This is a genomic window from Natrinema hispanicum (assembly GCF_900111485.1).
Taxonomy (GTDB): Archaea; Halobacteriota; Halobacteria; order Halobacteriales; family Natrialbaceae; genus Natrinema; species Natrinema hispanicum_A.
The window spans coordinates 64,517-85,475 of the sequence record NZ_FOIC01000001.1; the positions used below are offsets into that span (position 1 = coordinate 64,517).

Genomic DNA, 20,959 nt, shown 5'->3' on the forward strand with positions numbered 1-20,959 from the left:
TCAGTCAGCGGCGCGCCGCTCACGGAGGTGTTCGCGGTCAGGCGGGAAGTTCGTTATCATCGTACAACAGGTCGCCGCGGACGAACCGCGCGGTTCGCTCGTCTCGCGGATTGTTGAAGACCTGGCCCGGCGGGCCGACCTCGACCAGTTCCCCCTCGAGCAGGAAGGCGACGCGATCCGAAATCCGCTCGGCCTGATGCATGTCGTGAGTCGCAAGCAAGACGCCGTGATCGCGCTCGCGAGAGCGCTCGATCGCCCGCTCGAGGATGGCCGTGTTCCGCGGGTCGAGATCAGACGTCGGTTCGTCAAGCACCAGCACTTCGGGCGCTGCTGCGAGCGCGCGGGCAAACGACACCCGCTGTGCTTCGCCGCCGGACAGCGACGCCGGATCGCGATCCCACGCGTCACGGAGCCCGACCAGCTCGAGGGCCTCGAGCGTCCGTTCATCGACGGCCGGCGAGCCAGTAAACTGGCGAGGGAGGAGTCGTTCGAGGAACGCTCGAACCCGGCGCGGCCACGACCACCGAACCCGTCGTCCGATATCGACGTTACGCGCAACCGGCGCATCGAACAGGCTTGCCTGCTGGAAGACCATGCCGATCCGGCGACGGATCACGAGCCGATCGTCCCGTGACAGCGCCCAGGGGTCGGTCCCGTCGTAGCGAATCGTGCCGCCGGTCGGCTGCTCGAACAGGGCAGCCAGCCGCAACAGCGTCGTCTTGCCGGCCCCCGAGGGGCCGATAATCGTCATGATTTCGCCTGACTCGAGCGCAAGCGAGATCTCCGTCAGGATTTCGGTGCCGTCGACGCCGTAGGAGACGTCCTCGAGTGCGAGGTTCATCGGCTGGTCACCTCCAGTTCGGTCGGCCGCAGTCGTCTCGAGGAGCGGTCGTTCGTCCGTCTCATGGTTATCGACCACCGAGTCGCATGACGATTCCGTTGACGAGCAAGACGAGGGCGATCAAGACGGCACCGAGCGCCAGCGCCGTCTCGAACTCGCCCCGACGCGTCTCGAACGTGATTGCGGTCGTGATGGTGCGGGTTTTCGACGTGCCATCGGCGTAGGCGATGTTCCCGCCGACGATGAGGACTGACCCAACTTCGCTGATTGCCCGTCCGAAGCCGGCGAGAATTCCAGTTATAACGCCGTAACGTGCCTCTTTGAGTGTGATAAGCGCCACGTCCGTACGGGTCCCACCCACACCGTAGGCGGTATCACGAACCGCGTCGTCGACACTCTCGACTGCCGAAAGCGCGACGCCCGTGATCACCGGCGCGGCGAGGATACACTGCGAGATGATCATCGCCTCCGGCGTGTAGACGAGGTCCAGCGATCCGAGCGGGCCGTCGGTCGAAATAAATAGCAGGACGAACAGTCCGACGGCAACGCTTGGAAAGCCCATCCCTGTATTGATGATCGCCGTCACGAGGCGCTTCCCACGGAAGTCGGCAAAGCCGATGAGGAACGCGATCGGCAGGCTCACCAGCGTACTCACGAAGATGGCCGTCAGACTCACCGTCAGCGAGACGCGAATGACACTCCGGAGATAGTTCGGTTCGGCGATCGGTTCGAATGGCATCAGTTGGTGATCTGTCCGTGTGGCTGGTCTGTGAACCCGGCGATCACTCGCCGCCCGAATCCGGCTGCCATCCCTCGGGGACGTACTGCTGGAAGTCCGGATCTTCCGACAGCGCCTCCGGGAAGAACAACTGCTGGTCGTTCGCAGTGTAGTTCGCGATGAGCTCCTGTCCCTCGGGGCTGGTAAAGAAGCCGATGTAGGCCATCGCGAGCTGGTAGTTGACGTTGTCGTGGATCTCGGGGTTGACCGCCATGATCCCGTAGGGATTCGAGAGCAGTTCCGGTCCACCCTCGATCGGGCCCTGAAGCAGAATCTCGAGGTCGATGTTATCCTGCATCGAGAGGAATGTTCCCCGGTCGGCGAGCGTATACGCGCTCGATTCATCCGCGACAGTCAACGTATTCCCCATGCCGCTGCCGGTTTCCTGGTACCACTCGCCGCTTGGCTCGATACCGGCTTCGGACCAGATCACTTTTTCTTTGGTGTGGGTCCCCGAGTCGTCGCCGCGGGAGGCAAACGTCGCTTGTGCGCTGGCGATGGCCTCGAATGCGGCCGTCGCCTGTTCGGTATCGCCCACGCCGGCTGGATCGTCGCTCGGGCCGACGACGACGAAGTCGTTGAACATCAGATCCCGACGATTGACACCGTAGCCGTCCCGCATGAATTCGTCTTCTTGTGAGCGTGCGTGGACGAGGATCACGTCTGCGTTTCCGTTCCGAGCGGACTCGATCGCTTGCCCCGTCCCTTGTGCGTTTGCCGCGACTTGCACCCCGAATCGATCCTGAAACTCGGCGTTGATCTCGTCGAGCAGTCCCGTGTCGTACGTACTCGTGGTCGTCGCAAGTGCGAGTTCCGCTCCAGCGATCGACCCCTCGTTGCCGTCGCTCCCGCTATTCAGACAGCCCGCGATGGCCGCCGTGAGCCCAGTCGCACCTGCCCCTAAGAACGCTCGTCGTCGATATTCCATATCGGAAACAACGATGGATCGCAGTTGTATAAACGTTGGGGCACAAATGGTTACATCGTTCGCTCGAGCGCCCGATTTGAGGAGAAAAATAACGGCTTCCGGTTACGCACGCTGACCGACACGGCCGGAAGCCACCGGCAGAGCGCTACCCGACCTGTGCGACCGCCACGACGGCGTTCGTCTCGAATCCCCAGACCAGCTACTCGTGTTTGTCCGGCATCGTCGAGTATCGCCCAGTCCCCTGCATGTCCGCTCGCTCCGACGGCGGCGGTGCCAGCGTGGAGTGACTCGTCGGACTGCCCGACGCCGTTCCGCGGTTCCGATCACCGCCGCGTCCGGTTTCCGCGAGGCCCTCGTCGTCCGCAGTTTCGGCGTTGGCACCTTCACGACTGGGTGTGCCGGCGCTTGCCGTCTCGAGTCGCGCTTTGAGCTGCCGGATCTCGTCACCGAACTGCTCAAACGAGGTCTTCATCGACGATCGAAGGCGATCCTCGAGATCGGCGGCCGTCTCCTCCGCATCGTCACTTTCGTCGGCCGCTAACTCGTCCGATCGATCCCCGCCGACACCCTGTTCTTCGTCTCCGGCAGCCGATGCTGTCCGTTCGCTGATCGTCTCCCGGAGGTCGCTGACTGGCACCTCAAGGCAGTCCTCGTCAGCACGATCGGCGAGGTTTGCGAGCCGAAGCAACCGCTGGAGGTCCGCGACGTGCTCCTGCTTACCCCGGGCGATAGCCTCGGGGATCGAACCCGGTTCGGTTCCGTCTTCGAGTGTGTCTAAGCCGACTGCTGTAAGCAACTCGTCGGGGTCGGCTGACTCGAGGAGGTCGTTCGCCTCGGTTGCGGTCTCGAATAACTCCGTCTCGGCCGCCTCGTCGCCGCCATCGCCAGCGACGAGCGAGCCACTCGATGCGCCGGCCTCGGTCAGTATCTCCTGCACTCGGTCCTGTAGTTGCGAGTCAGTCATGGGTGCCCCTCCGATCTCACCGCGCCGCTAGTCGTGTCGTCTGTCCCTCGTTCGACGCTTGGGCGGTGTGTGTCCCTCGATTACTCGGCTTCAGCCGCCGGTTCCGACTCCTCGCTCGAGTCCGAGTCCGACTCATCGTCCATCACCGTCTCGATGATTTCGCCAGTCATCTCCTCGCGGCTGCGGTTCGCTTTCACGCCGACGTCCTTCGCGACCGACTGCAGGTCGTCGTAGGACATCACGCCGAGGAAATCCTCGAGCGTGTCCTTCCGAAGGTCCTCGAGGTGCTTCATCGACGACTCGTCTTTGCCATCGCCGGACGAGTCGGCTTCGTCGGCCGCCTCCTTGGATTCGGTCGTAACATCTTCGGCTGTCTCTCTCGCGTTGTCAGCAGTTCCCTCGACTGCCGCTCCTGCTTTGTCGGCAGCTTCTTTGACAACCGCTTTGGCGTCCGTTTCGTCGCGCTCTGTGTCTTCGTTTTCCCGTTCTTCCGCTTCGTCCGCCGGTTTCTCGTCCTGTGGTTCAGTCTGTTCCTCACGCTCGTCGCCACCGGTACCGTCCAGGAGTCCTTCGACGCTGCTCCCGTTGGTGACGCCTTTGGCCATCGACTCGAGCGAATCGCGGCCCTCGATCTCAGAGAACGACTCCGTGAGGGCGTCTCGAATCGCCGTCGAGAGGTCGTCCTGAATCTCGCCAAGTTCCTTTCCTTCGTCGACGCCGGCAGCGATCGTCTCGTGGACGTTCCGGCCGACCGACGCGCCGACATCACGTCCGAACTGTTCGCCGAACTGACAACCGACCGCTGCGCCGACGTCGCCGCCGTCGATACTGTCTTCGATACTCCCATCACCGAGCACATCGGCGACATCGAGTTGGTTGCTGACCTCATCGGCAACCATTCCCTTCAGTCCGGATTCCTTACTCACGATAACCACCTCGATTGGATCCGTGGAACGCGTGATTTTCCCGGGTCACAGTGTTACTCTTCGGCTTCGGTCGATTGCTCCGGTTCTTCGTCCGCCGATTCATTGTCCTCCGTGTCCGACTCGGAGTCACCTTCTGCCTCGGTGTCGTCTTCGGATTCATCGCCGTCGCTTTCGCCTGCTCCCTCGGCCTCGGTTTCTTCGTCGCCTTCCTCGGCGGTCTCTTCACCCGTTTCGTCCTCCTCATCGGTTTCCTTGCCTTCCTCGGCGGGTTCCTCAGCCATGTCCGCTTTGGCTTCCTCTTCGCTGGAACTGAGGAGTTCGTCAACGACCATGTCCCCGATCGTCCGTCCAAGGGATTCGCCGATCGCTCGTCCGAGGATCGCGCCGATCTGCCCGCCCAGCGCTTCGCCGAGCGGCTTGTCCCCGTCGATTTCGTCCTCCCACTGGGTTCCTTCGACCAGTTCATCGACGTCGACGTTGTCGCTAATCTTCTCGGTATCGATCCGCTGGGTCAGTGTGCTGTCGCTCATGCTGTTGCCTCCGCCTGTGACGGCTCCCGCTGTTCGCTGGTCTCTTCGGGTCGTTCGGGCTCAAATCGTTCGACTACCTGTTCGATCACTTCACTGACGATCGCTGCCACGATCTCCTCGGTGGGGAAGCTAGGCACGAACGCGGCCAGCTTCTCTTTGAGCCAGCCGATCGCTCTGGAGATACGACCGGGGGAGTCGTCACCCGGTTCTGCGCCTTCGCCTTCCGTCTCATCGTCGGCACCACGATCCCCGAACAGGGCATCGAGGAATTCACTTGGCTTGTTCAGCAGCGACTCCACCGTCTCGAGCATGCCACCGGCCCCGTTGAAGAGCCCCGAGACCGCTGCAAGGAGGTTCCCGAGCAGGTTGTTCTCACCCGGTCTCGCCGAGACGTCGAGCGTGACCGGATTCAGGTTCACCTCGAGGCCGAGCAAATCGAGGAACAGGCCGTCGAGGTCGAGGTGGAGAACACCCGCAACCGCCTCGTCTTGATAGACATCTTCGGCGTCTTCGACGTGGTAGTCGTCTTCTGCTGCTTCCTTCTCCGCTTTTTCCGCTTCCGATTCTTCTGCTTCCTCCTTTGTCTCCTCTTTCGCTTCCGGTTCCTCTGCCACCTCTGCTTCCGGCTCTTCTATCTCTTCCTCGCCTTCACCCTCGGTTTCTTCGTTTTCGGGTGCTTCTTCGGCGTCTCCCTCAGCATCACTGTCGGCCGTTTCGTCTTCCGATGCTTCCATCTCCGCCTGTCCGCCGTCAGTCAATACTTGGCGTGGCGGCCCTGCCGCATGCACAGCACAGTCAGGACGGCTCGAGGAACGCTCGCCCCGCTCAGAATCCAAGCGTTCCTCGAATCCGTTATGTGCGAACTCATCGGTCATTATACGGAAAAGCAGAGGGTCGTGACCGTTGTGGCGGTTGGCCTTGCGTATGCGACTAGTCGGCACAGCGTGGCAGAAACACCGCTCTCGAAACCCCAGTCGAGACTACTCGAGCGAGCCGACACAAAGCGCGTATTCGCCGCGCGTCGCTCCCTCGTCGTGGTACTCGACAGGTTCCTCGATCGTAGCGACGGTGTCGTCGGCGACGGCAGCTGCCGTCGCGATTCCATCGATGCGTTCGACTCCCTCCGCGCCGGACTCGAGGTCGAACCAGCGGACGGCGTGGGTGTCTGGATCGCGAACCCGGAAGTTCTGAGCACAGGGCGCGACGAGCCGATCGCCGTCGGTAGCCAGCCCGTGGACGAACCCGCGAACCGTATCGTCCCACACGAGGTCGCCGTCAGCGTCGAACGCGGCGACCCGGTGTTCGTTCGGATGCCGGCTCTCGGTTTCGCGACTCTCCGCAGCGTAGGTGTTGCCGGTCACGAACGCCACCCGGCCGTCGTTCGCGTAGGCGTGGTTCGGATAGGCATACAGCGTCTCGCCCTTGATCTCGGTTTCGACCGCGAGATCGACGTGCCAGCGCTCGGCACCGCCGGGGCCAAGCAGATAGCCGCGTTTGTCACCGTGACTCGAGACGGCGATCGTCTCGCCGTCGAAGGAGACGTCGCCGACGCGGCGGTCGCCGTCGGTGCCGGGGTCCCAGGTCCACGCGAGCTCGCCCGTGTCGCTCTCGAGGACAACGAGTCCGGTGTCGTGATCGCCCATACAGCGGTTGTAGCCCACCGCGAGGCGCTCACCGTCAGCGTCGAGGTCGAGCGCGATCGGCGAGGCGTCGGTTTCGTAGGTCCAGCAGACCTCGCCGTCGGTGTCGAACGCATAGATCGTGCTGTGCCACTGTCGCGTCTCACCGTCACGTTCGTACCGGCGTGCGGCAGCATAGAGTCGCTCGTTGCCGTCGGCGTCCGTGCCGGTCTCGAGCGAGACGACGTAGGGCAGGTAGAAGACGGTGTCTTTGACTGCCTCGCCAACGTCGTCGGCGGTGTCGTAGCGCCAGCGCTGGTCGCCCGTCTCGGCGTCGTAGGCTGCGATCGCGCCGGTGTCGCCGCGGCCGGCGACGACGATCGTCTCGTCGTGCTCGAGCGACGCGATGCCGACCGCGTGGTCCGGATGGTCGACCGTCCAGCGGGTCTCGAGCGAGTCGGCATCACGGGCAGTGACGGTGCCGTCCCACTCGCCGGTGACGACGAGGTCGCCCGACTCGGCGACGCCGACCGCGGATCGAGTCCACATGTGTCGGCTCCGCGCCGGTTCGATCTCTCCGAGCGGCCCCCGTTGGAAATCGACCCCGCTGTCGTGTTCGGGTGCAGGTTCAGCCATCGTCACTCCTCTACCGGAAACGTCTCGTGGAGGGTGTCGTGGGCATCACCGAGTCCGTCGACGATACTCTCGCCTTGCGTGGCCAGCCGCCCGACCGCTCGCTCGGCGTCACGAACCGCCAGCAGTCGCCCTCGCGTGTAATCGTATTCCGGGTCGTCGCTGTCCATCGTAGCGACCTCTTCCTCTAAGTCGACCAGCGCCGCGTCGAGGTGACGCTGGAGTTCCGTGAGGCTGTCGGCCTCCACGAGACCCTGAATCGGGCCCTCGAGGTGGCCTTCGAGTTCTTTCTCCGCGTGCTCGCGGGCGCTGTCGTCCCCGACGCCGAGGACGTTCATCAATCCGAGTCGTAGTGCTTCGATTTCGTGGCAGCTCATAGGTGAGTTCGTGGTGGTCGGTCGTGTGTCGGTTCGGTAGGCGATACCACTCGCTACAACGTTTGATCGACGAGATCGCTGACGATGCGGTCCCGATCGAGATGGTCGGCGACGATCCGCTCGGCGTCGTCGTCCGCGACGTCGCCGTACCAGATTCCATCGGGGTAGACCGCGACCATCGGCCCGTCGCCACAGCGGCCGAGACAGGACGACCGCGTGATTCGGGCGTCGGCGTGTTCGGAGTCCCGGACCTCCTGACGCAGGCGCTCGAGTACCGCTGGCGAGCCCATCTTCGCGCAGGTCTGGTTGGTACAGACCGCGACGTGCTTTTCGGGCGCGTCGTGACTGTGGGGCTCGTCGTCGATATCCTCGCGGTCGGCGTGGGCCTCCTGGTGGGCTAGCGCACGCAACATGGCGCGAGCGCCGCCGACGTCTTCCTCGTAGCCCTCGAGGTCGACCTTGTACTTGCAGGTGTCACAGGACATCTCGACGCTGCCCGACCGCGCCTCCTGCCAGCGATCGGCGAAGACATCGAGCAGCCGCGAGTCCGTCCCGAGCGGGTCGCCTGCCAGCGCGTCGACGTAGGGATAGTCCTCGTCGAACTCGGCGGTCCAGTCGCGGACCCGCTGGGTGAGGACGCCGTCGCCGAGCATGTACGGCAACACGACGACAGCGTCGGGACGGTGCTTCGAGAGCCCATGCAAGGTGTCCTCGAGCGTCGGCTCCGTGACACCGATGAATGTCGCCTCTACGCGGTCGAAATCCCGGCCCTCGAACAGCAAGCGTGCGAGTTTGTGCACATCGCCGTTGGCGTCGGGATCGCTCGAGCCTCGCCCACAGACGACGACAGCGACGTCATCGTCGGCGCGGTCGACGCCCAGTTCGCGTTCGACGGCAGCGGCGCGGTCGTCCAGCAGATCCAAGATGGCGGGATGAACCCCCAGATGTGCGCCGTTGTTGATCGCGATATCATGTTCAGCGCGGGCCTGCTCGATCGCCAGCGGCACGTCGTTTTTGACGTGGCTCGCGGCAAAAAGCGAGCAGTGGACGACCGTCACCTGATCGGCGACGGGTGCAAGTCCCGCGAAGGCCTCGTCGATCGACGGCTCCGCGAGTTCGAGGAACGCGGCGTCGACCGGAATCCCGAGCCGTGACTCGAGGCCGGCGGCCAGTTTGCGGACCTGTTCGTTCGATTTCTCGCGACGGGAACCGTGACCGATCAGGAGGACGGCTTCGTCGTCGAAGCCGGCCACCGTCGCGGGCGTGGAGTCGTCAGGTGTGCTCATCGATCTCGAAAGATTACGGCTCGTCGCCGTCGTACGCCGACGCTTGCTCGATGCTCCGCTCGAGCTTGCGGCGGCGACTCGGCGCGAACAGGCCGGTTTCCTCGCAGTTCTCGTAGAGCCAGGTGCCGAACTCGGGGACCGCGTCGTCGTCGACGCCGAACCAGTAGCCACCCGACGAGGTCGCCGAAAGGTCGCCCGTGGGGGCGTCGATCGGACAGTCGGCGATCAACTCCTGCGTCGCCTCGAGCAGTTCGCGGTCGTCGTGGACGAACGAAATGCCCACAGTGCCACTCGAAGACTTGAAGCAGATGGTGCCACAGCCCTCGAGCAGGCCCCGAAGGAGCTCCCGATCGTGACTCGAGAACGCGCCAAACCGGTAGTTGCCGCGGCCATCGACGGGGAGCGAGAGTGTGCTGTTTCGACCCAACAGCCTTCCATCATCTCCGTCGCCGATCGACAGCGTGTACTCGTCTTCGGTGCGCGTGATCGAGGTGTCGTGAGCGTACTCGCGGGTCGTCGTCTCGTGCTCGAGATCGCCGCCCGCGATCGCAGCGAGCACCTGCGCGGATTCCTCGTCGTTGGTGACGACCTCGAGGTGCTCACGGCTTCGCCGTTCGCTGTCCGTGGTTCTCGCTTCGCTCCGAACCACGCTCCCACTGCCGGCGACGTGGCCCCAGAAGTACGCCGTCGCTGGGTGGCCCGCGAGCGGGTCCGACGGGACCGCGATCTCTAAGGCGTCGCCGTCAGCCGTCGGGTCGGCGTCGCTCATTCGCCCACCTCCTCGACGATGATCGCATCTGTCGGGCAGGCTGCTGCGGCCTGCTGGGCTTCCTCGATGCGGTCGTCGTCGAACGTCGCGACGACCCGTTCTGTGGTGTCGGTGACTTCGCCCTCGCAGTCGTAGACCGGATCGGCGTCCGGGTCGACCGTTGCGAGGCCGTCGTCGCCTTCGACGAACCGCGGGTCGCGGGTCAGGCAGGCGAAGATGCCGTCGCAGGCGTCCTTCTCGATGGTGACTTCGTATCGTGGCATGTCAGTAGTCGTACTTCGTCTCGTAGCCCCGCGGCGTGACCATCCGGTCGTCCCAGACGTAGGTGTCCTCGGTACCGACGACGATCGTCGTCGTCATGTCGATGATCTCGCTTTCACCCAGGTCCTCGAGTTCGCCGAGTTCGGTGATCATCACCTGTTCGTCCTCACGGCCAGCGCCGTGGACGATACCGACGGGCGTGTCTTCGTCGCGGTGAGTTAGCAGGATTTCACAGCACTTCTCGAAGTTCTCCCGGCGCTTGCGACTCCAGGGGTTGTAGATCGTGATCGTGAAGTTCTCGCTCGCGACTGCGTGCAGCCGCGACTCGATTTCCGGCATCGGGACGAGGTGGTCCGACAGCGAGACCGAGACGGTGTCGTTGACGAGGGGAGCACCCAGGCGGGCACCACAGGACTGGGCCGCCGGGACGCCAGGCACAACCTCGAAGTCGACCATCGAGGCCGTTGCGCCCTTCGACTCGAGGATCTCGAGTGCCAAGCCCGCAAGTGCGTAGACGTTGGGGTCGCCGCTGCCGACGATCGCCACGTCGTTGCCCGCGAGCGCGCGGTCGATCGACTCCTCGGTTCGGGAAACTTCGCCACACATCGGCGTGTCGTAGATGTCGTCGGCCTGTTCCGTGATCTCGTCGGGAATTAGCTCGATGTAGGTCGTGTAGCCGACGATGTGCTCGGCCTCGAGTAGGGCGTCTTTCGCGCGCTCGGTCATCCCCTCCGGATGACCGGGGCCAAGGCCAACGGCGATCAGCTGGCCGGGCTCGGCGTCGAAGTCGTCGACCGTTGCGCCGACTTCCTGCTCGTTAGAGTCATCGTCGGAACTGGAAGCGCCGCACTTGCTCGAGGACGAAGAACTGGAACTCGAAGAGCCACCGCATTTGGAGGTGCTCGAGTCGTCGGTGCTGCTCGATGCGCCACACTTGGAAGTCGATTCGTCGTCAGCGTCTGCGTCGGTGTCCGTGCTCATGGATATTAGAAATCGTCGACGTCACGCCCGCCGCGCGGGGTGACAAGGTACGTTCGGTCGTCGTTACTCCAGGTTTCGGTTTCGTGGTTGCCGATGATCAGCGAGGTGCCCATTCCGGAGACCTTGTCGTCGTGGTCGGCGGCCTCGCCGAGCGTCGTAATGAAGTGGCTCTCGCCGTTGCGGCCGGCGTCTTCGCGGCCGGCGTCGTTGACGATGGCCACGTAGGCGTCGTCGGTCCGCTCCTCGCGGACGATCTCGACGGCCTCTTCGTAGTTGCGCCAGCAGTTGTAGAGGACGATCACGAAGTCGCTGATTGCGGCCGCCCGCAGTTTCTCCTCGATCTCGTCCCAGCCGCGCCACTTGTCAGACAGCGAGATCGTACAGAAGTCGTTACACAGCGGCGCGCCGACGTTCGCCGAGCCGCCGAGTGCCGCCGTCAGGCCGGGGACGATCTCGATCGGGATGTCCGTCGCATCGTCTTCCTCGGCCATCTTGAAGATGAGGTCGGATTTGCCGTAGACCGACGGGTCGCCGCCGGAGACGTGGGCCACGTCCTTTCCTTCTCGGACGTGGTCGAACGCCGCGCGAGCGAGTTCGATCTGCCGTCCCATCGTCGAGCGGACGATTTCCTGCTCGAAGCCGTCCTCGCGAGTCGCGATACCGTCGTCGTCGACAGCGTCCTCCGGCGGGAGCGTCCCGTCGTCACGCAGGAACTCCTGATAGAGGCTCGAGGCGATAACGACGTCCGCCGATTCGATGACCTCCTTGGCCCGGAGAGTCATATGCTCCGGTAGGCCAGGGCCGATGCCGACGACGGAAAGGGTGCCGTGGTCGGCGGGGGTGCCATCGGCGGGTGTGGAATCAGCGTCGGAACTCATCGGCCGATCGCCACCGTAACCTCGTTTTCGTAGCCGATTTTCTCGAGGACGAGTTCCTGTTCAGCGCCGCCGGCGATCGCGGAGGCTTCCGAGACGCCCGGCCAACCGATCAGCTCCTTCGATTTCGAGGGGGTCGGTCCCTCGTGGTCGAGTAGCGTCTCCTTGTCGAACGCGACGACGCCCAGATCGAGTTCCTGGGCCGCTGCGAGCAGGCCCTCCTCGTCTTCCTTTCGGGTCGCGGTCCCGACGAACTCGACGTCGTCGAGGTCGTAATCGGTCTGTGCGAGCGCCTCTTCCCAGGCGTCGAGGAACGACTCCTTGCTCGCGCCGGAGACGCTGCCGGTGCCGATGACGACGCCGTCGTCCTTGTTGCGCTTGAGGACGGTGACGTCGTCGCCGACCAGCACCGCTTTGGGACCCTCAAGGCGGGCGACGGGACCGAGATTGTCGTCGAGGACGGCGAGATTCGTCTTGACCGTCGAGTCGCCGTTGACGACGTGGGCGTCCATCGCTTTCGCCTTCGACTCGACGCCTTGCTTGCCAGCGGCCTCCGACGCCGTCGTCATGGCCGGGACGGCACCCATCGTCGCCAGGTCCTGTGCGACCTGATTCGCGCCGTGGTGGCCGCCCGTGATCGGGATCGCCCACGTCAGTTCCTCGTCGACGACACAGATGGCGGGGTCTTCCCACTTGTCGTCGAGCAGGTGGGCCGTCTTGCGCATCGCGATGCCCGACGCCATCAGGCCGATGAAGCAGTCGTACTCGCCCCAGTGCTCCTCGAAGACGTCGCCGTGGTACTCGATGATGTCGATCGTCTCGTAGCGATCGCCGATTTCGGCTTTGATCTCCTCAGCGGTGTCCATCTTCCGGCCGAAGGAGATGATCGCGATCTCCTCGGCGACTTCGCCATCCGAATCCGGCGTCGAACAGTGGCCGCCCGAATCCGATCCCGAATCTTCGTTCGTATTGTCCGTGCTCATAGGTTAGTCGTCTCCTGCCTGTGTTTCCGATTCGGTCGTGTCGCTCGAGTCAGCGCCGCGATTCGCCCAGTCGCCGTAGAGGAAGGAACGCTCGTAGCCCGCGCCGGTCACGGCGTCGCCGATGACGACCAGCGCCGAGGCGCGATAGCCGGCTTCCTCGACCTTGTCGGCGATCGTTCCGATGTCGCCGATAATCACGTCCTCGTCCGGCCAGGAGGCGTGGTAGATCACCGCAACCGGCGTCTCTGGGTCGTGGTCATCTTCGAGCAACCGATCCATCGTATCGCGAACCGCGTGGGTCCCCAGATAGATGCAGGTCGTCACGTCGCCCATCTCCACGAACTCGGAGATGTGGTCTTCCTCCTCGGTCAGGGTCTTGCCCTGCGGTCGGGTGAAGGCGACGTGATTCGAGACCTCGTTGAGCGTCAACTGGGTTCGCAGCGTTGCGCTCGCGGCAAATGCCGAGGTGACGCCCGGCACGAAGTAGGTCGGGACGCCCTCGTGTTCTAACGCGTCCATCTGCTCGAGTGCGGCCCCGTAGATCGCGGGATCGCCGCTGTGCAGTCGGACAACGTTGTCGCCGTCCTCGTAGGCGTCCCGCATCAGGGGGATGAGTTCCTCGAGATCCTTCCCGACTGAGTTTACCAGTTCGGCGTGGGAACAGTACTCGTCGAGAAGTTCGCTGTTGACCAGCGAACCGGCGTGGACGACGAGGTCTGCTTCCTCGAGTAGTTCCTTGCCCGCGACGGTCAGCAGGCGCGGGTTGCCGGGGCCGGCCCCGACGAAGGGAACGCCCTCCTGGTCGTCGCCGGCGCTGTGCTCGAAGATCCGATCGTCCAGTTCCTCACGGCGGCGGTCACTCTGTGAGTCGATCGCGTCCTGCGGGTCGTTGGGTGTCTCGTCAGTCATCGGTTTCCTCCGCTGCTGTCGCAGAACGGCCGCCGGCGTCGCTTGCCTCGGTCTCGAAGGCGGCCGTCGCCTGTTCGACCTCGAGATCCTCCTTTTCGGCGTAGGCGAGCGTGTAGTAGTCGCGCTCGTCGATCGTCTCGGGATCGTCGGTGATGATGGTCTCGCCCTGCTCCATGAAGAGCCGGCGGCCGTAGGTCACGTCGTAGCCGGCCTCGACGAGCCCCTCGTGGGTCGCGGGTGCGTCGGTGACTTTGAACAGGATCATCCGATCCGGGCCCGTGGGGCTCACGCCGGCGGCGGCCTCTCGCAGCGAGAGCCCCGCGCCGGCTTCGATTTCGACTCCCATCGCGGTCGCGAACGCGGTGACGGCACTGACGCCGGGGACGATCTCGAGGTCCACGTTGGGGTGGAACGCGTCGATCGTCCGGCGCAGGTGACCGAAGGTCGAGTAGACGTTCGGATCGCCGAGCGTCACGAACGCGACGTCGCCGTCGCGTGCGTTCGGAGCGATCTCCGCCGCGGCTTCCTTCCACGCCCGGCGCAGCTTTTCCTCGTCTTTCGTCATCGGGAAGTCGAGATCCCCGATCTTCGACTCGTCGACGTGGTTCAGTGCAACCGTCCGTGAGAGGCGGCCCGGCGAGTAGACCACGTCAGCCGACTCGAGGACTTCCTTTCCGCGAACCGTGACGAGGTCGGCCTCACCGGGGCCGAGTCCGATGCCGTACAGCGTCATCGGCTCACCTCGTCGCTTTTCTCGTCCGGGGTTGCGCTCCCGACCAGCATGTAGACCGGGTTGTCCGAATTAAAGCTCGTCGCGCCGGCGAGTTCGTAGCCGTGACTCACCTGGAACTGGACGACTTCCTCGAGCAGGTCGCGCTCGCGGAAGGCCTCGGTCGCTCTGCCGGCGACCTCGAGTCGCGCGACGTTCATCACGACGCGATCGATTTCCGTGTCGACGGCGTGGTCGAGCACCGCTTCGAAGTTGCGGCTGCCGCCCAGAAAGAGCGCGTCGGCGTCGTCGGGCAGTCCCGCGGGCGCTTCCGCGTTACGCAGGTCGATATCCGCGCGAATCGAGTCCTCGTTGGCGGCGATGTTCTGCTCCGTCGTCTCGAGACGCTCGGATTTCCGCTCGATGGCGGTCACCCGCCCGGCTCGCTGTGCGGCTTCGATCGTGATGGCTCCGGTACAGGAGCCGACTTCCGCGAAGTGGTCGTCTGGCTCGAGTGCGAGCTTCGAGCCGACGACGGCCCGGACCTCCGGCTTGGTCGGTCCGGCCTTCGCGTCGTGTGGAAGCGCGATGGGTGGCATCATCCGTGGGAAGTCAGCCCGACCCTAAAACAATTTTGTTTGGAGTAGACCAACTACGGTTGCCCAGCTACACTTGGAGTAGCACAACTCCCGTTGTCAAATGCGAACGGACAGTCAGCCCACCGAGAACGTTCGACTGATACGGGCTGCTGTCCCGGCCCGGCCGCAGTGCGGGTCGCGGCCGGCCGTCACTGACTGACAGGAGCCCGTCTGAGACGCCGTCGTCTCGAACTCGAGACGGACTTTAAAACGAGACTCGAGTCAGTTCCAGCGACCCGAGCAAACGCGACTACCGCGCGATTACCACTCCATGCCGCCGTTGATACCAAGCACCTGCCCGGTCATGTACTGCGCCTGATCGCCGGCGAGGAAGCGAACCATGCCGACAATGTCCTCGGGTTCGGCGAACCGATCGAGCGGAATGTCTTCGCGGATCTTCTCCTGGACGCGTTCGGGGACCTTCTCGAGCATATCCGTCTCCGTGAAGCCGGGTGCAACGCAGTTGGCTGTTGAGTCGTGGGCAGCGAGTTCCAGCGCGAGCGTCCGCGTGAACGCAAAGAGGCCGCCTTTTGAGGTCGCGTAGTTCGCCTGGCCGTAGTTACCCTGCTGGCCGACGACGCTCGAGATGTTGATCAACCGGCCATGATTGGATGTCTTGATGTCCTCGTAGAACGCCTTCGTGCAGTTGAACGCCCCATTGAGGTTGACGTCGATGACTGTCCGCCAGTCCTCGTAGGTCATGTTCTCGAACGTCCGATCGACGGTGATGCCCGCGTTGTTGACGAGGACATCGATTTCGCCGAGTTCCGCCCGGACTTCCTCGGCCATCCGCTCGACCTCTGCTGGATCGGAGACGTCCGCCTGAACGGGAACAGCCGTCTCGCCGTTTTCTTCGATCGCTTCTGTGACCTCGCGGGCCAGTTCGTCCGAGGAGCGATAGTTGACCGCCACGTCGGCACCACAACGGGCGAGTTCGAACGCGATCTCGCGACCGATCCCGCGCGAAGAGCCAGTCACGAGACAGGTGCGGTCGGTCAGCGGCTTGCGCTCTAAGGGCTCGAGGCGCTGGACTGTTTCAGCCATGGCTAGTGGTACGCTGTCACACGTGTTAACTATTCGACCGAGTTTCAAAATCCGTGAATGGCAGTGTAAGTGTTATATCGTCACCGACCGACACGCTCGAGGAACCGATCGAACGCCCCGCTCTCGGGATGAACGTGGACGTACGTGCCGAGCGAGTCGTACTCGGTCAGGCCGTCGTGGTCGCCGTCGATGCCATCACCACGGACCGTCTCGAATGCGAATCGGGCATCGCCGTCGACGTCAGCACTCGAGTAGTGGAACTCGTGGCCTCGAATCGTCTCACCGGCGGCTGCCGTCAGCGTTCCCTCGATGGCCTCGAGTTCGACGTGATCGAGCGCCTGATAGCGGTCGCACATGGTCACGTCCGCAGGCAGGATTCCAGCCATTGCGCTCGTCTCACCCTCGGCCGTCGTCAGCGATTGAGTCATGGCCATCAGGCCGCCACACTCCCCGAGCACTGGCAGCCCCTCAGCGGCGCGTTCGCCCAGGTCGGCCAGCGTGCCGGCCGCCTCGAGTTCGGCGGCGTGGAGTTCGGGGTAGCCGCCGGGGAGATAGACCGCGTCGCACTCGGGCACAGAATCGCCCGCGAGTGGCGAGAACGTAACCAGGTCGGCTCGCTCGCGGAACCGCTCGATCGTCGCCGGATACTGGAAACAGAAGGCCGCGTCGCTGGCGACGGCGACCGTCGTGTCGACCAACTCGGCAGGCTCGATCGGCGTCTCCGGAGCGCGTGGCTCGCTTGCGACGGCCGCCAGTCGGTCGGCCCGCAGCGACTCCGCGGCATCCGCGAGCGCCTCGCGTGGCAGCGCAGCCTCGTCGCCCATCTCGAGCCCGAGATGACGGTCAGGGATCTCGAGGTCGCTCGAGGGTGGAATCCGGCCGAAGTACTCGAGAGAGTCGGGCAAGGCGTCGCGAATCCCCTGTTCGTGGCGGCCGCCGTGGGCACGCTGGGCGACGACGCCGGCGACATCGATGTCACGGCCGATCGCGTCGGCATACTCGCGGAAGCCGAGGGCGGTCGCCGCGACGCTCTCCATCCCCGCCTTGGCGTCGACCACAAGAACCACGGGAAGATCGAGGGCTTCGGCGACCATTGCGGTGCTCGAGCCGTCGCCGTCGTACAGGCCCATGACGCCCTCGACGACGCAGATGTCACCTGCGCCGCGCTGAAGATTCCGGCGGAGGCCGTCTGCCCCCTCGAGCCAGAGATCCAGCGTCCGAGAGGGGCGGCCCGCGATCGCCTCGTGGTGGCTCGGATCGATGAAATCCGGGCCCGCCTTGGCCGGCTGGACCGCGTGGCCGGCGTCCTCGAGCGCCTGCATGATCGACAGCGTCGCGACTGTCTTCCCGACGCCGGAGCTGACGCCGCCGAGGACGAACCCCTTCATCGGTTCCACACCGGGACGACGACAGCCGTCCCTGCAGTTGCAGTCTGCGTCCGCGAGAGCGCGGCAGAGCCCACTAGCATCATTGTAATTGCGTTAGTACAAGTATACTTGAATCCGTCGACACCCACTGCCAACCGACAGGATACTTGTATGTCGTTTGCATTGGCCGGAGATATGAGTTCCATCGACTCCACGAGTGACTCGATGCCTGCGCTGAAAGAGCGTGCCGGCGTCGTCAACGCCCTGATCGACGGCGTACAGACCGTCCTCGTTCGCCATCCGACGCTCGATCCCGGCGAGATCGATGAGCCGTTCGTTCTCTACCCGGCCTACAGCCACCAAGAGCCGGCCCGCTATCAGGCCGGCTACGAGGACTACTACCACCGGGCGAGCACCAAACCCGATGCCGGCGTGCCGATCCGCGCACTCGCCGACGTCTGCGAGGAGTACACCGTCTCGAGCAACGACCTCGAGGCCCTGGCCCGCCACTACGTCTACACGCCCGACGGCCTGCGCGACAAGTACGGGCCGGACGACGAGCTGCGGGTGCTGTTGCTCCGGGTATCAGAACTCGCGTCACCGCGGCTGATCGAGGAACGCGGCAGCTACCGGGGCTGTCGGGCCTGGATTGACTTAGCCGAGGACGTCGCGATCGACCGCGAATCAGCCACACCGGTGCTGGATGACGCGACGTTCGCCGAACGCCGGGCGGCGGTTCGCGACGCGCTCGAGTGACCGACACCACCGACGAGTTTAACCGCTCGAGTCCGTTACGACCGCTCCCTCGAACCACCATGACCGACACGACCGACACCGAGACCAGCGAGCATCTTCGTGCGGCGCTTCGCCACCTCGAGGCGGCCCGCCAGCAGGGAGAGCTTCGGAAGACGAACGCTGTCGCGCTCGAGAACGTGTCGAATACCGTGTCGACGGTATTGCGCGAATACGAAGGCGACGAATAGCAGTCTGCCGGTTTTCGTCGCGAGGCCAACGCGTGGTCCCTTTGAGCCGAGATATTAATGCGTGACATTCACAAGCACATTATTTATGATAGCGCAGCGCGGAGTCATCCCTGTCACTGGGCGATAGCAAGTCTGGTGATTGAGAGGCTGTCTCGTGTGTCAAGCACCGATGATACACAGGCCACGCGTCCTCGAAGAACGGAGAGAGAAAAGCACGAACGAGGATCTGAGCACCGTTTCGCGTGGCCGTTTGGGGGCACTCGGTACCGGACGCGGTACCGATTTTCATACTGCCGGACAGAACGATGTGAAGCCGGCCGCAAATTCGCGACCGGCTTCGTATTGACTGCTGTCCGGTAGTCTCATGACGCGATCGCTAGTCGTCGACGTACGATGGCCGCTCGGCGTACTCGATCGGGTCACGAACGCCGATCCGCTGGAACGCCTGGAGCCGGAAGGCACACGCATCACAGGTCCCACAGGCGGGTTCGTTCTCGCGGTAGCAACTCCACGTGTGTTCGTAGGGAACCTTGAGTTCGACACCGCGTGCGGCAATGTCGGTCTTCGAGTGCTCGACGAACGGCACTTCGATCGCGATCTCGGTTGCGGGTTTCGTGCCGACGTCGACCACGTGTTCGAAGGCCTCGAAGAACTCGGGACGGCAGTCAGGATAGCCAGAGAAGTCCTCGCTGTGAGCACCCATGAACACCGCATCACAGTCGTTTGCCTCTGCATACGAGACCGCCATCGCGAGCAAGTTCGCGTTTCGGAAGGGGACGTACGACGATGGGATTTCGTCGCTCTCTAAGTCGGCGTCTTCGACGGCCAGCTCGTCATCGGTGAGACTCGAGGCACCGATCGCCGCGAGATGGCCGGTCTCGATCCGCAGGAAGTCGGCCGCGTCGAGGTCGTCGGCGAGTTGGCGAGCGCACTCGAGTTCGCGATCCTCGGTTCGCTGGCCGTAGGAGGTGTGCAGCGCGTAGATCTCGTAGCCCTGCTCGCGGGCCTCGTAGGCGGCGGTGGCACTGTCCATCCCGCCGGAGAGGAGGACGACGGCGCGTTTCGTGGTCGATTCGTCAGCTGCGGAGTCGCGTGATGTATCAGTCATCGTGAGGTCGAACGGTTACGTTTCGGGCGCATCGTTCCAGAGGTCGACGTGCAGTCGCGGCGTATACCGGAAGCCGTACTCCATCGCGAGGTCGGCGACGCGGCTACGCGTCTCGGCGAGTCGTTCGCGGGTCGCCCCTTCGGGCATCAAGAGGACGTCCTCATCGGGGATCGGGACATCGGCAGCCGCTCGCAGGTCCGCGAGCAACTCGAGAATCTCCGGCATGTCGTCGGCGTCAGTGACGACGAATTTGAGCTGGAAGTCGTACTCTGCGACCAGCCGAGCGAGTGCGTCGATATCGATCCGATCGGCTTCGTGGCGCTCGGCCCACTCACCCTCCCCCGACGGATCGCGTTCGGGCGTTGGCGTGCTGCTTGCGAGTTTCGGGCTCACGGAGACGAGATCGATCGGCGCGTCCCGGTAGATCGTCCCGTTAGTCTCGACGGTGGTGTGGTAGCCCCGGTCGTCAAGCGCCTCGAGCAAGGCGACGCTGGCCTCGTGGAGCAGTGGTTCACCGCCGGTGAGGACGACGTGATCGGCGTCGGAAGCCTCGATCTCTGCGACGATCTCCTCGAGGCTCATCCAAGCGTGAGTCGGCTCCCAGGAGGTGTGATAGGAGTCACAGAACCAACACCGGAGGTTGCAGCCGCTCGTGCGGACGAACATCGACGGGACGCCGGCGAGGATACCCTCTCCCTGCAGCGAGTAGAACAACTCGTTGATCGGCAAGCCGTCGGCTGACTCGTCGCCACTGCGCTCGCCGTCGGTCTCGCGGCCGGGCTCACGGTCAACGGAATTAGAAACCGGCATCTCAGAGCGTGCTCCCCCCGCAGAGTTCACTCGTCTCGTTGACCTGTACCGCGATGTCGGTCACGGTCTCGGGGAGGGCCGCCGCGAGTTTCCGCTCTAGGACGACGCTCATTACCTCGGCCGTCGGCGGGTGTTCGAGAACGATGACTGCATCGTCGTCGCCGGCCGCCTCGAAGGCCTCGATGAGGGGATCGCCGGCCTCGAGCAGGAACATGTGGTCCCACTCGTCGATGACGTCGGTAATATCACCTTTGTCGGCGATCCATCCTTCCTCGGTCAGCTGTCCCGCGACGGTGACGGATATTTCGTAGTTGTGGCCATGCGGTCGCGAACACTTGCCGTCATGATGCCGAATCCGGTGGCCGGTGCTGATTCTGATCGGACGATCACGGCCGACATGGAGGACACGACGGTGCCCGACGACACTGTCATCCGTCGTGGTGGCTGGTCCGGCGTCACATGTCTCAGCGGGAGTGGTCATACTTCGATATTCTTTCGAGAATACTTAAGGATGGCCGCTTGGGGCCGACCTGCTCCCGGACGTGGTCGTCGTGTGTCGCCGGGAGAAACGGTACTCGATCGGCGTCGCCACGACACGGTTGCCGCCCACAAAATCAGGTTTCGTCTCGATCACGCGAGC

25 protein-coding genes are annotated in these 20,959 nt (G+C 64.0%); 2 read left to right on the forward strand and 23 right to left on the reverse strand.

Going from position 1 to position 20,959, the window contains the following annotated elements:
• Nucleotides 1-37: 37 nt before the first annotated feature.
• The 20 genes from BSG09_RS00335 to BSG09_RS00430 all read right to left on the reverse strand — a co-directional run bounded on the left by BSG09_RS00335 (nt 38) and on the right by BSG09_RS00430 (nt 17,439).
• Nucleotides 38-841 carry an amino acid ABC transporter ATP-binding protein gene (locus BSG09_RS00335; RefSeq protein WP_092929448.1) on the reverse strand — a complete coding sequence of 268 codons (804 nt, stop codon included), beginning with the start codon at nt 839-841 and terminating at the stop codon, nt 38-40.
• A gap of 67 nt (nt 842-908) precedes the next feature.
• Nucleotides 909-1,580 (reverse strand): ABC transporter permease, encoded by a 672-nt coding sequence (locus tag BSG09_RS00340; RefSeq protein ID WP_092928933.1) that lies wholly within the window; start codon nt 1,578-1,580, stop codon nt 909-911.
• A 43-nt stretch (nt 1,581-1,623) separates the two neighbouring features.
• Nucleotides 1,624-2,547, reverse strand: coding sequence for an ABC transporter substrate-binding protein (locus tag BSG09_RS00345; protein WP_092928935.1), 924 nt, complete (start codon nt 2,545-2,547; stop codon nt 1,624-1,626).
• A gap of 199 nt (nt 2,548-2,746) precedes the next feature.
• Nucleotides 2,747-3,511 (reverse strand): hypothetical protein, encoded by a 765-nt coding sequence (locus BSG09_RS00350; protein WP_092928937.1) that lies wholly within the window; start codon nt 3,509-3,511, stop codon nt 2,747-2,749.
• Between the two features lie 80 nt (nt 3,512-3,591).
• Entirely contained in the window at nt 3,592-4,446 is an 855-nt protein-coding gene (locus tag BSG09_RS00355; RefSeq protein WP_092928939.1) for a hypothetical protein, read from the reverse strand.
• Nucleotides 4,447-4,490: 44 nt separating this feature from the next.
• A complete protein-coding gene (locus tag BSG09_RS00360) occupies nt 4,491-4,967 on the reverse strand; it encodes a hypothetical protein (protein ID WP_092928941.1) in 477 nt (158 codons plus the stop codon).
• Nucleotides 4,964-5,842: a hypothetical protein gene (locus BSG09_RS00365; protein WP_092928943.1), complete on the reverse strand. Its 879-nt coding sequence runs from the start codon at nt 5,840-5,842 to the stop codon at nt 4,964-4,966. Before BSG09_RS00365 ends, BSG09_RS00360 begins: the two co-directional genes overlap by 4 nt.
• 105 nt (nt 5,843-5,947) lie before the next feature.
• Nucleotides 5,948-7,222, reverse strand: coding sequence for an outer membrane protein assembly factor BamB family protein (locus BSG09_RS00370; protein ID WP_092928945.1), 1,275 nt, complete (start codon nt 7,220-7,222; stop codon nt 5,948-5,950).
• 2 nt (nt 7,223-7,224) lie between these two features.
• Nucleotides 7,225-7,596, reverse strand: a complete 372-nt coding sequence (locus BSG09_RS00375; RefSeq protein ID WP_092928947.1) for a DUF3209 family protein — start codon at nt 7,594-7,596, stop codon at nt 7,225-7,227.
• A 53-nt stretch (nt 7,597-7,649) separates the two neighbouring features.
• On the reverse strand, nt 7,650-8,882 hold the full coding sequence (locus BSG09_RS00380; RefSeq protein WP_092928949.1) for a CbiX/SirB N-terminal domain-containing protein: 1,233 nt from the start codon (nt 8,880-8,882) through the stop codon (nt 7,650-7,652).
• 13 nt (nt 8,883-8,895) lie between these two features.
• A complete protein-coding gene (locus BSG09_RS00385) occupies nt 8,896-9,651 on the reverse strand; it encodes a cobalamin biosynthesis protein (RefSeq protein ID WP_092928951.1) in 756 nt (251 codons plus the stop codon).
• Entirely contained in the window at nt 9,648-9,914 is a 267-nt protein-coding gene (locus tag BSG09_RS00390) for a ferredoxin (RefSeq protein ID WP_092928953.1), read from the reverse strand. Before BSG09_RS00390 ends, BSG09_RS00385 begins: the two co-directional genes overlap by 4 nt.
• A gap of 1 nt (nt 9,915) precedes the next feature.
• Nucleotides 9,916-10,893 (reverse strand): precorrin-3B C(17)-methyltransferase, encoded by a 978-nt coding sequence (gene cobJ / locus BSG09_RS00395; protein WP_092928955.1) that lies wholly within the window; start codon nt 10,891-10,893, stop codon nt 9,916-9,918.
• A gap of 5 nt (nt 10,894-10,898) precedes the next feature.
• Nucleotides 10,899-11,771 (reverse strand): precorrin-3B C(17)-methyltransferase, encoded by an 873-nt coding sequence (locus tag BSG09_RS00400; protein WP_092928957.1) that lies wholly within the window; start codon nt 11,769-11,771, stop codon nt 10,899-10,901.
• Nucleotides 11,768-12,751: a cobalt-precorrin 5A hydrolase gene (gene cbiG / locus BSG09_RS00405; RefSeq protein ID WP_092928959.1), complete on the reverse strand. Its 984-nt coding sequence runs from the start codon at nt 12,749-12,751 to the stop codon at nt 11,768-11,770. Before cbiG ends, BSG09_RS00400 begins: the two co-directional genes overlap by 4 nt.
• Before the next feature lie 3 nt (nt 12,752-12,754).
• A complete protein-coding gene (locus BSG09_RS00410; RefSeq protein WP_092928961.1) occupies nt 12,755-13,660 on the reverse strand; it encodes a cobalt-precorrin-4/precorrin-4 C(11)-methyltransferase in 906 nt (301 codons plus the stop codon).
• Nucleotides 13,653-14,393 (reverse strand): cobalt-factor II C(20)-methyltransferase, encoded by a 741-nt coding sequence (locus tag BSG09_RS00415; protein ID WP_092928963.1) that lies wholly within the window; start codon nt 14,391-14,393, stop codon nt 13,653-13,655. Before BSG09_RS00415 ends, BSG09_RS00410 begins: the two co-directional genes overlap by 8 nt.
• Nucleotides 14,390-14,968: a precorrin-6Y C5,15-methyltransferase (decarboxylating) subunit CbiT gene (cbiT, locus tag BSG09_RS00420; RefSeq protein WP_092929450.1), complete on the reverse strand. Its 579-nt coding sequence runs from the start codon at nt 14,966-14,968 to the stop codon at nt 14,390-14,392. Before cbiT ends, BSG09_RS00415 begins: the two co-directional genes overlap by 4 nt.
• Nucleotides 14,969-15,268: 300 nt before the next feature.
• On the reverse strand, nt 15,269-16,051 hold the full coding sequence (locus tag BSG09_RS00425) for a beta-ketoacyl-ACP reductase (protein ID WP_092928965.1): 783 nt from the start codon (nt 16,049-16,051) through the stop codon (nt 15,269-15,271).
• An 80-nt stretch (nt 16,052-16,131) separates the two neighbouring features.
• Nucleotides 16,132-17,439 carry a cobyrinic acid a,c-diamide synthase gene (locus BSG09_RS00430; RefSeq protein ID WP_092928967.1) on the reverse strand — a complete coding sequence of 436 codons (1,308 nt, stop codon included), beginning with the start codon at nt 17,437-17,439 and terminating at the stop codon, nt 16,132-16,134.
• Between the two features lie 174 nt (nt 17,440-17,613).
• Here BSG09_RS00430 and BSG09_RS00435 point away from each other — a divergent pair, with 174 nt between their 5' ends.
• Together BSG09_RS00435 and BSG09_RS00440 are read left to right on the forward strand one after the other, a co-directional pair.
• Nucleotides 17,614-18,174, forward strand: coding sequence for a DUF1802 family protein (locus BSG09_RS00435; RefSeq protein ID WP_092928969.1), 561 nt, complete (start codon nt 17,614-17,616; stop codon nt 18,172-18,174).
• Complete coding sequence (locus tag BSG09_RS00440; protein ID WP_092928970.1) at nt 18,171-18,401, forward strand: hypothetical protein; 231 nt, start codon at nt 18,171-18,173, stop codon at nt 18,399-18,401. Before BSG09_RS00435 ends, BSG09_RS00440 begins: the two co-directional genes overlap by 4 nt.
• A 376-nt stretch (nt 18,402-18,777) precedes the next feature.
• Here BSG09_RS00440 and queC read toward each other — a convergent pair whose 3' ends face one another.
• From queC to BSG09_RS00455, 3 genes are read right to left on the reverse strand one after another with little or no spacing between them, the layout of a single operon-like run.
• Nucleotides 18,778-19,509 (reverse strand): 7-cyano-7-deazaguanine synthase QueC, encoded by a 732-nt coding sequence (queC, locus tag BSG09_RS00445; RefSeq protein WP_092928971.1) that lies wholly within the window; start codon nt 19,507-19,509, stop codon nt 18,778-18,780.
• Between the two features lie 15 nt (nt 19,510-19,524).
• Nucleotides 19,525-20,319, reverse strand: coding sequence for a 7-carboxy-7-deazaguanine synthase QueE (locus BSG09_RS00450; protein ID WP_092928973.1), 795 nt, complete (start codon nt 20,317-20,319; stop codon nt 19,525-19,527).
• A 1-nt stretch (nt 20,320) separates the two neighbouring features.
• Nucleotides 20,321-20,800 carry a 6-pyruvoyl trahydropterin synthase family protein gene (locus BSG09_RS00455; protein WP_092928976.1) on the reverse strand — a complete coding sequence of 160 codons (480 nt, stop codon included), beginning with the start codon at nt 20,798-20,800 and terminating at the stop codon, nt 20,321-20,323.
• Nucleotides 20,801-20,959: the final 159 nt, after the last annotated feature.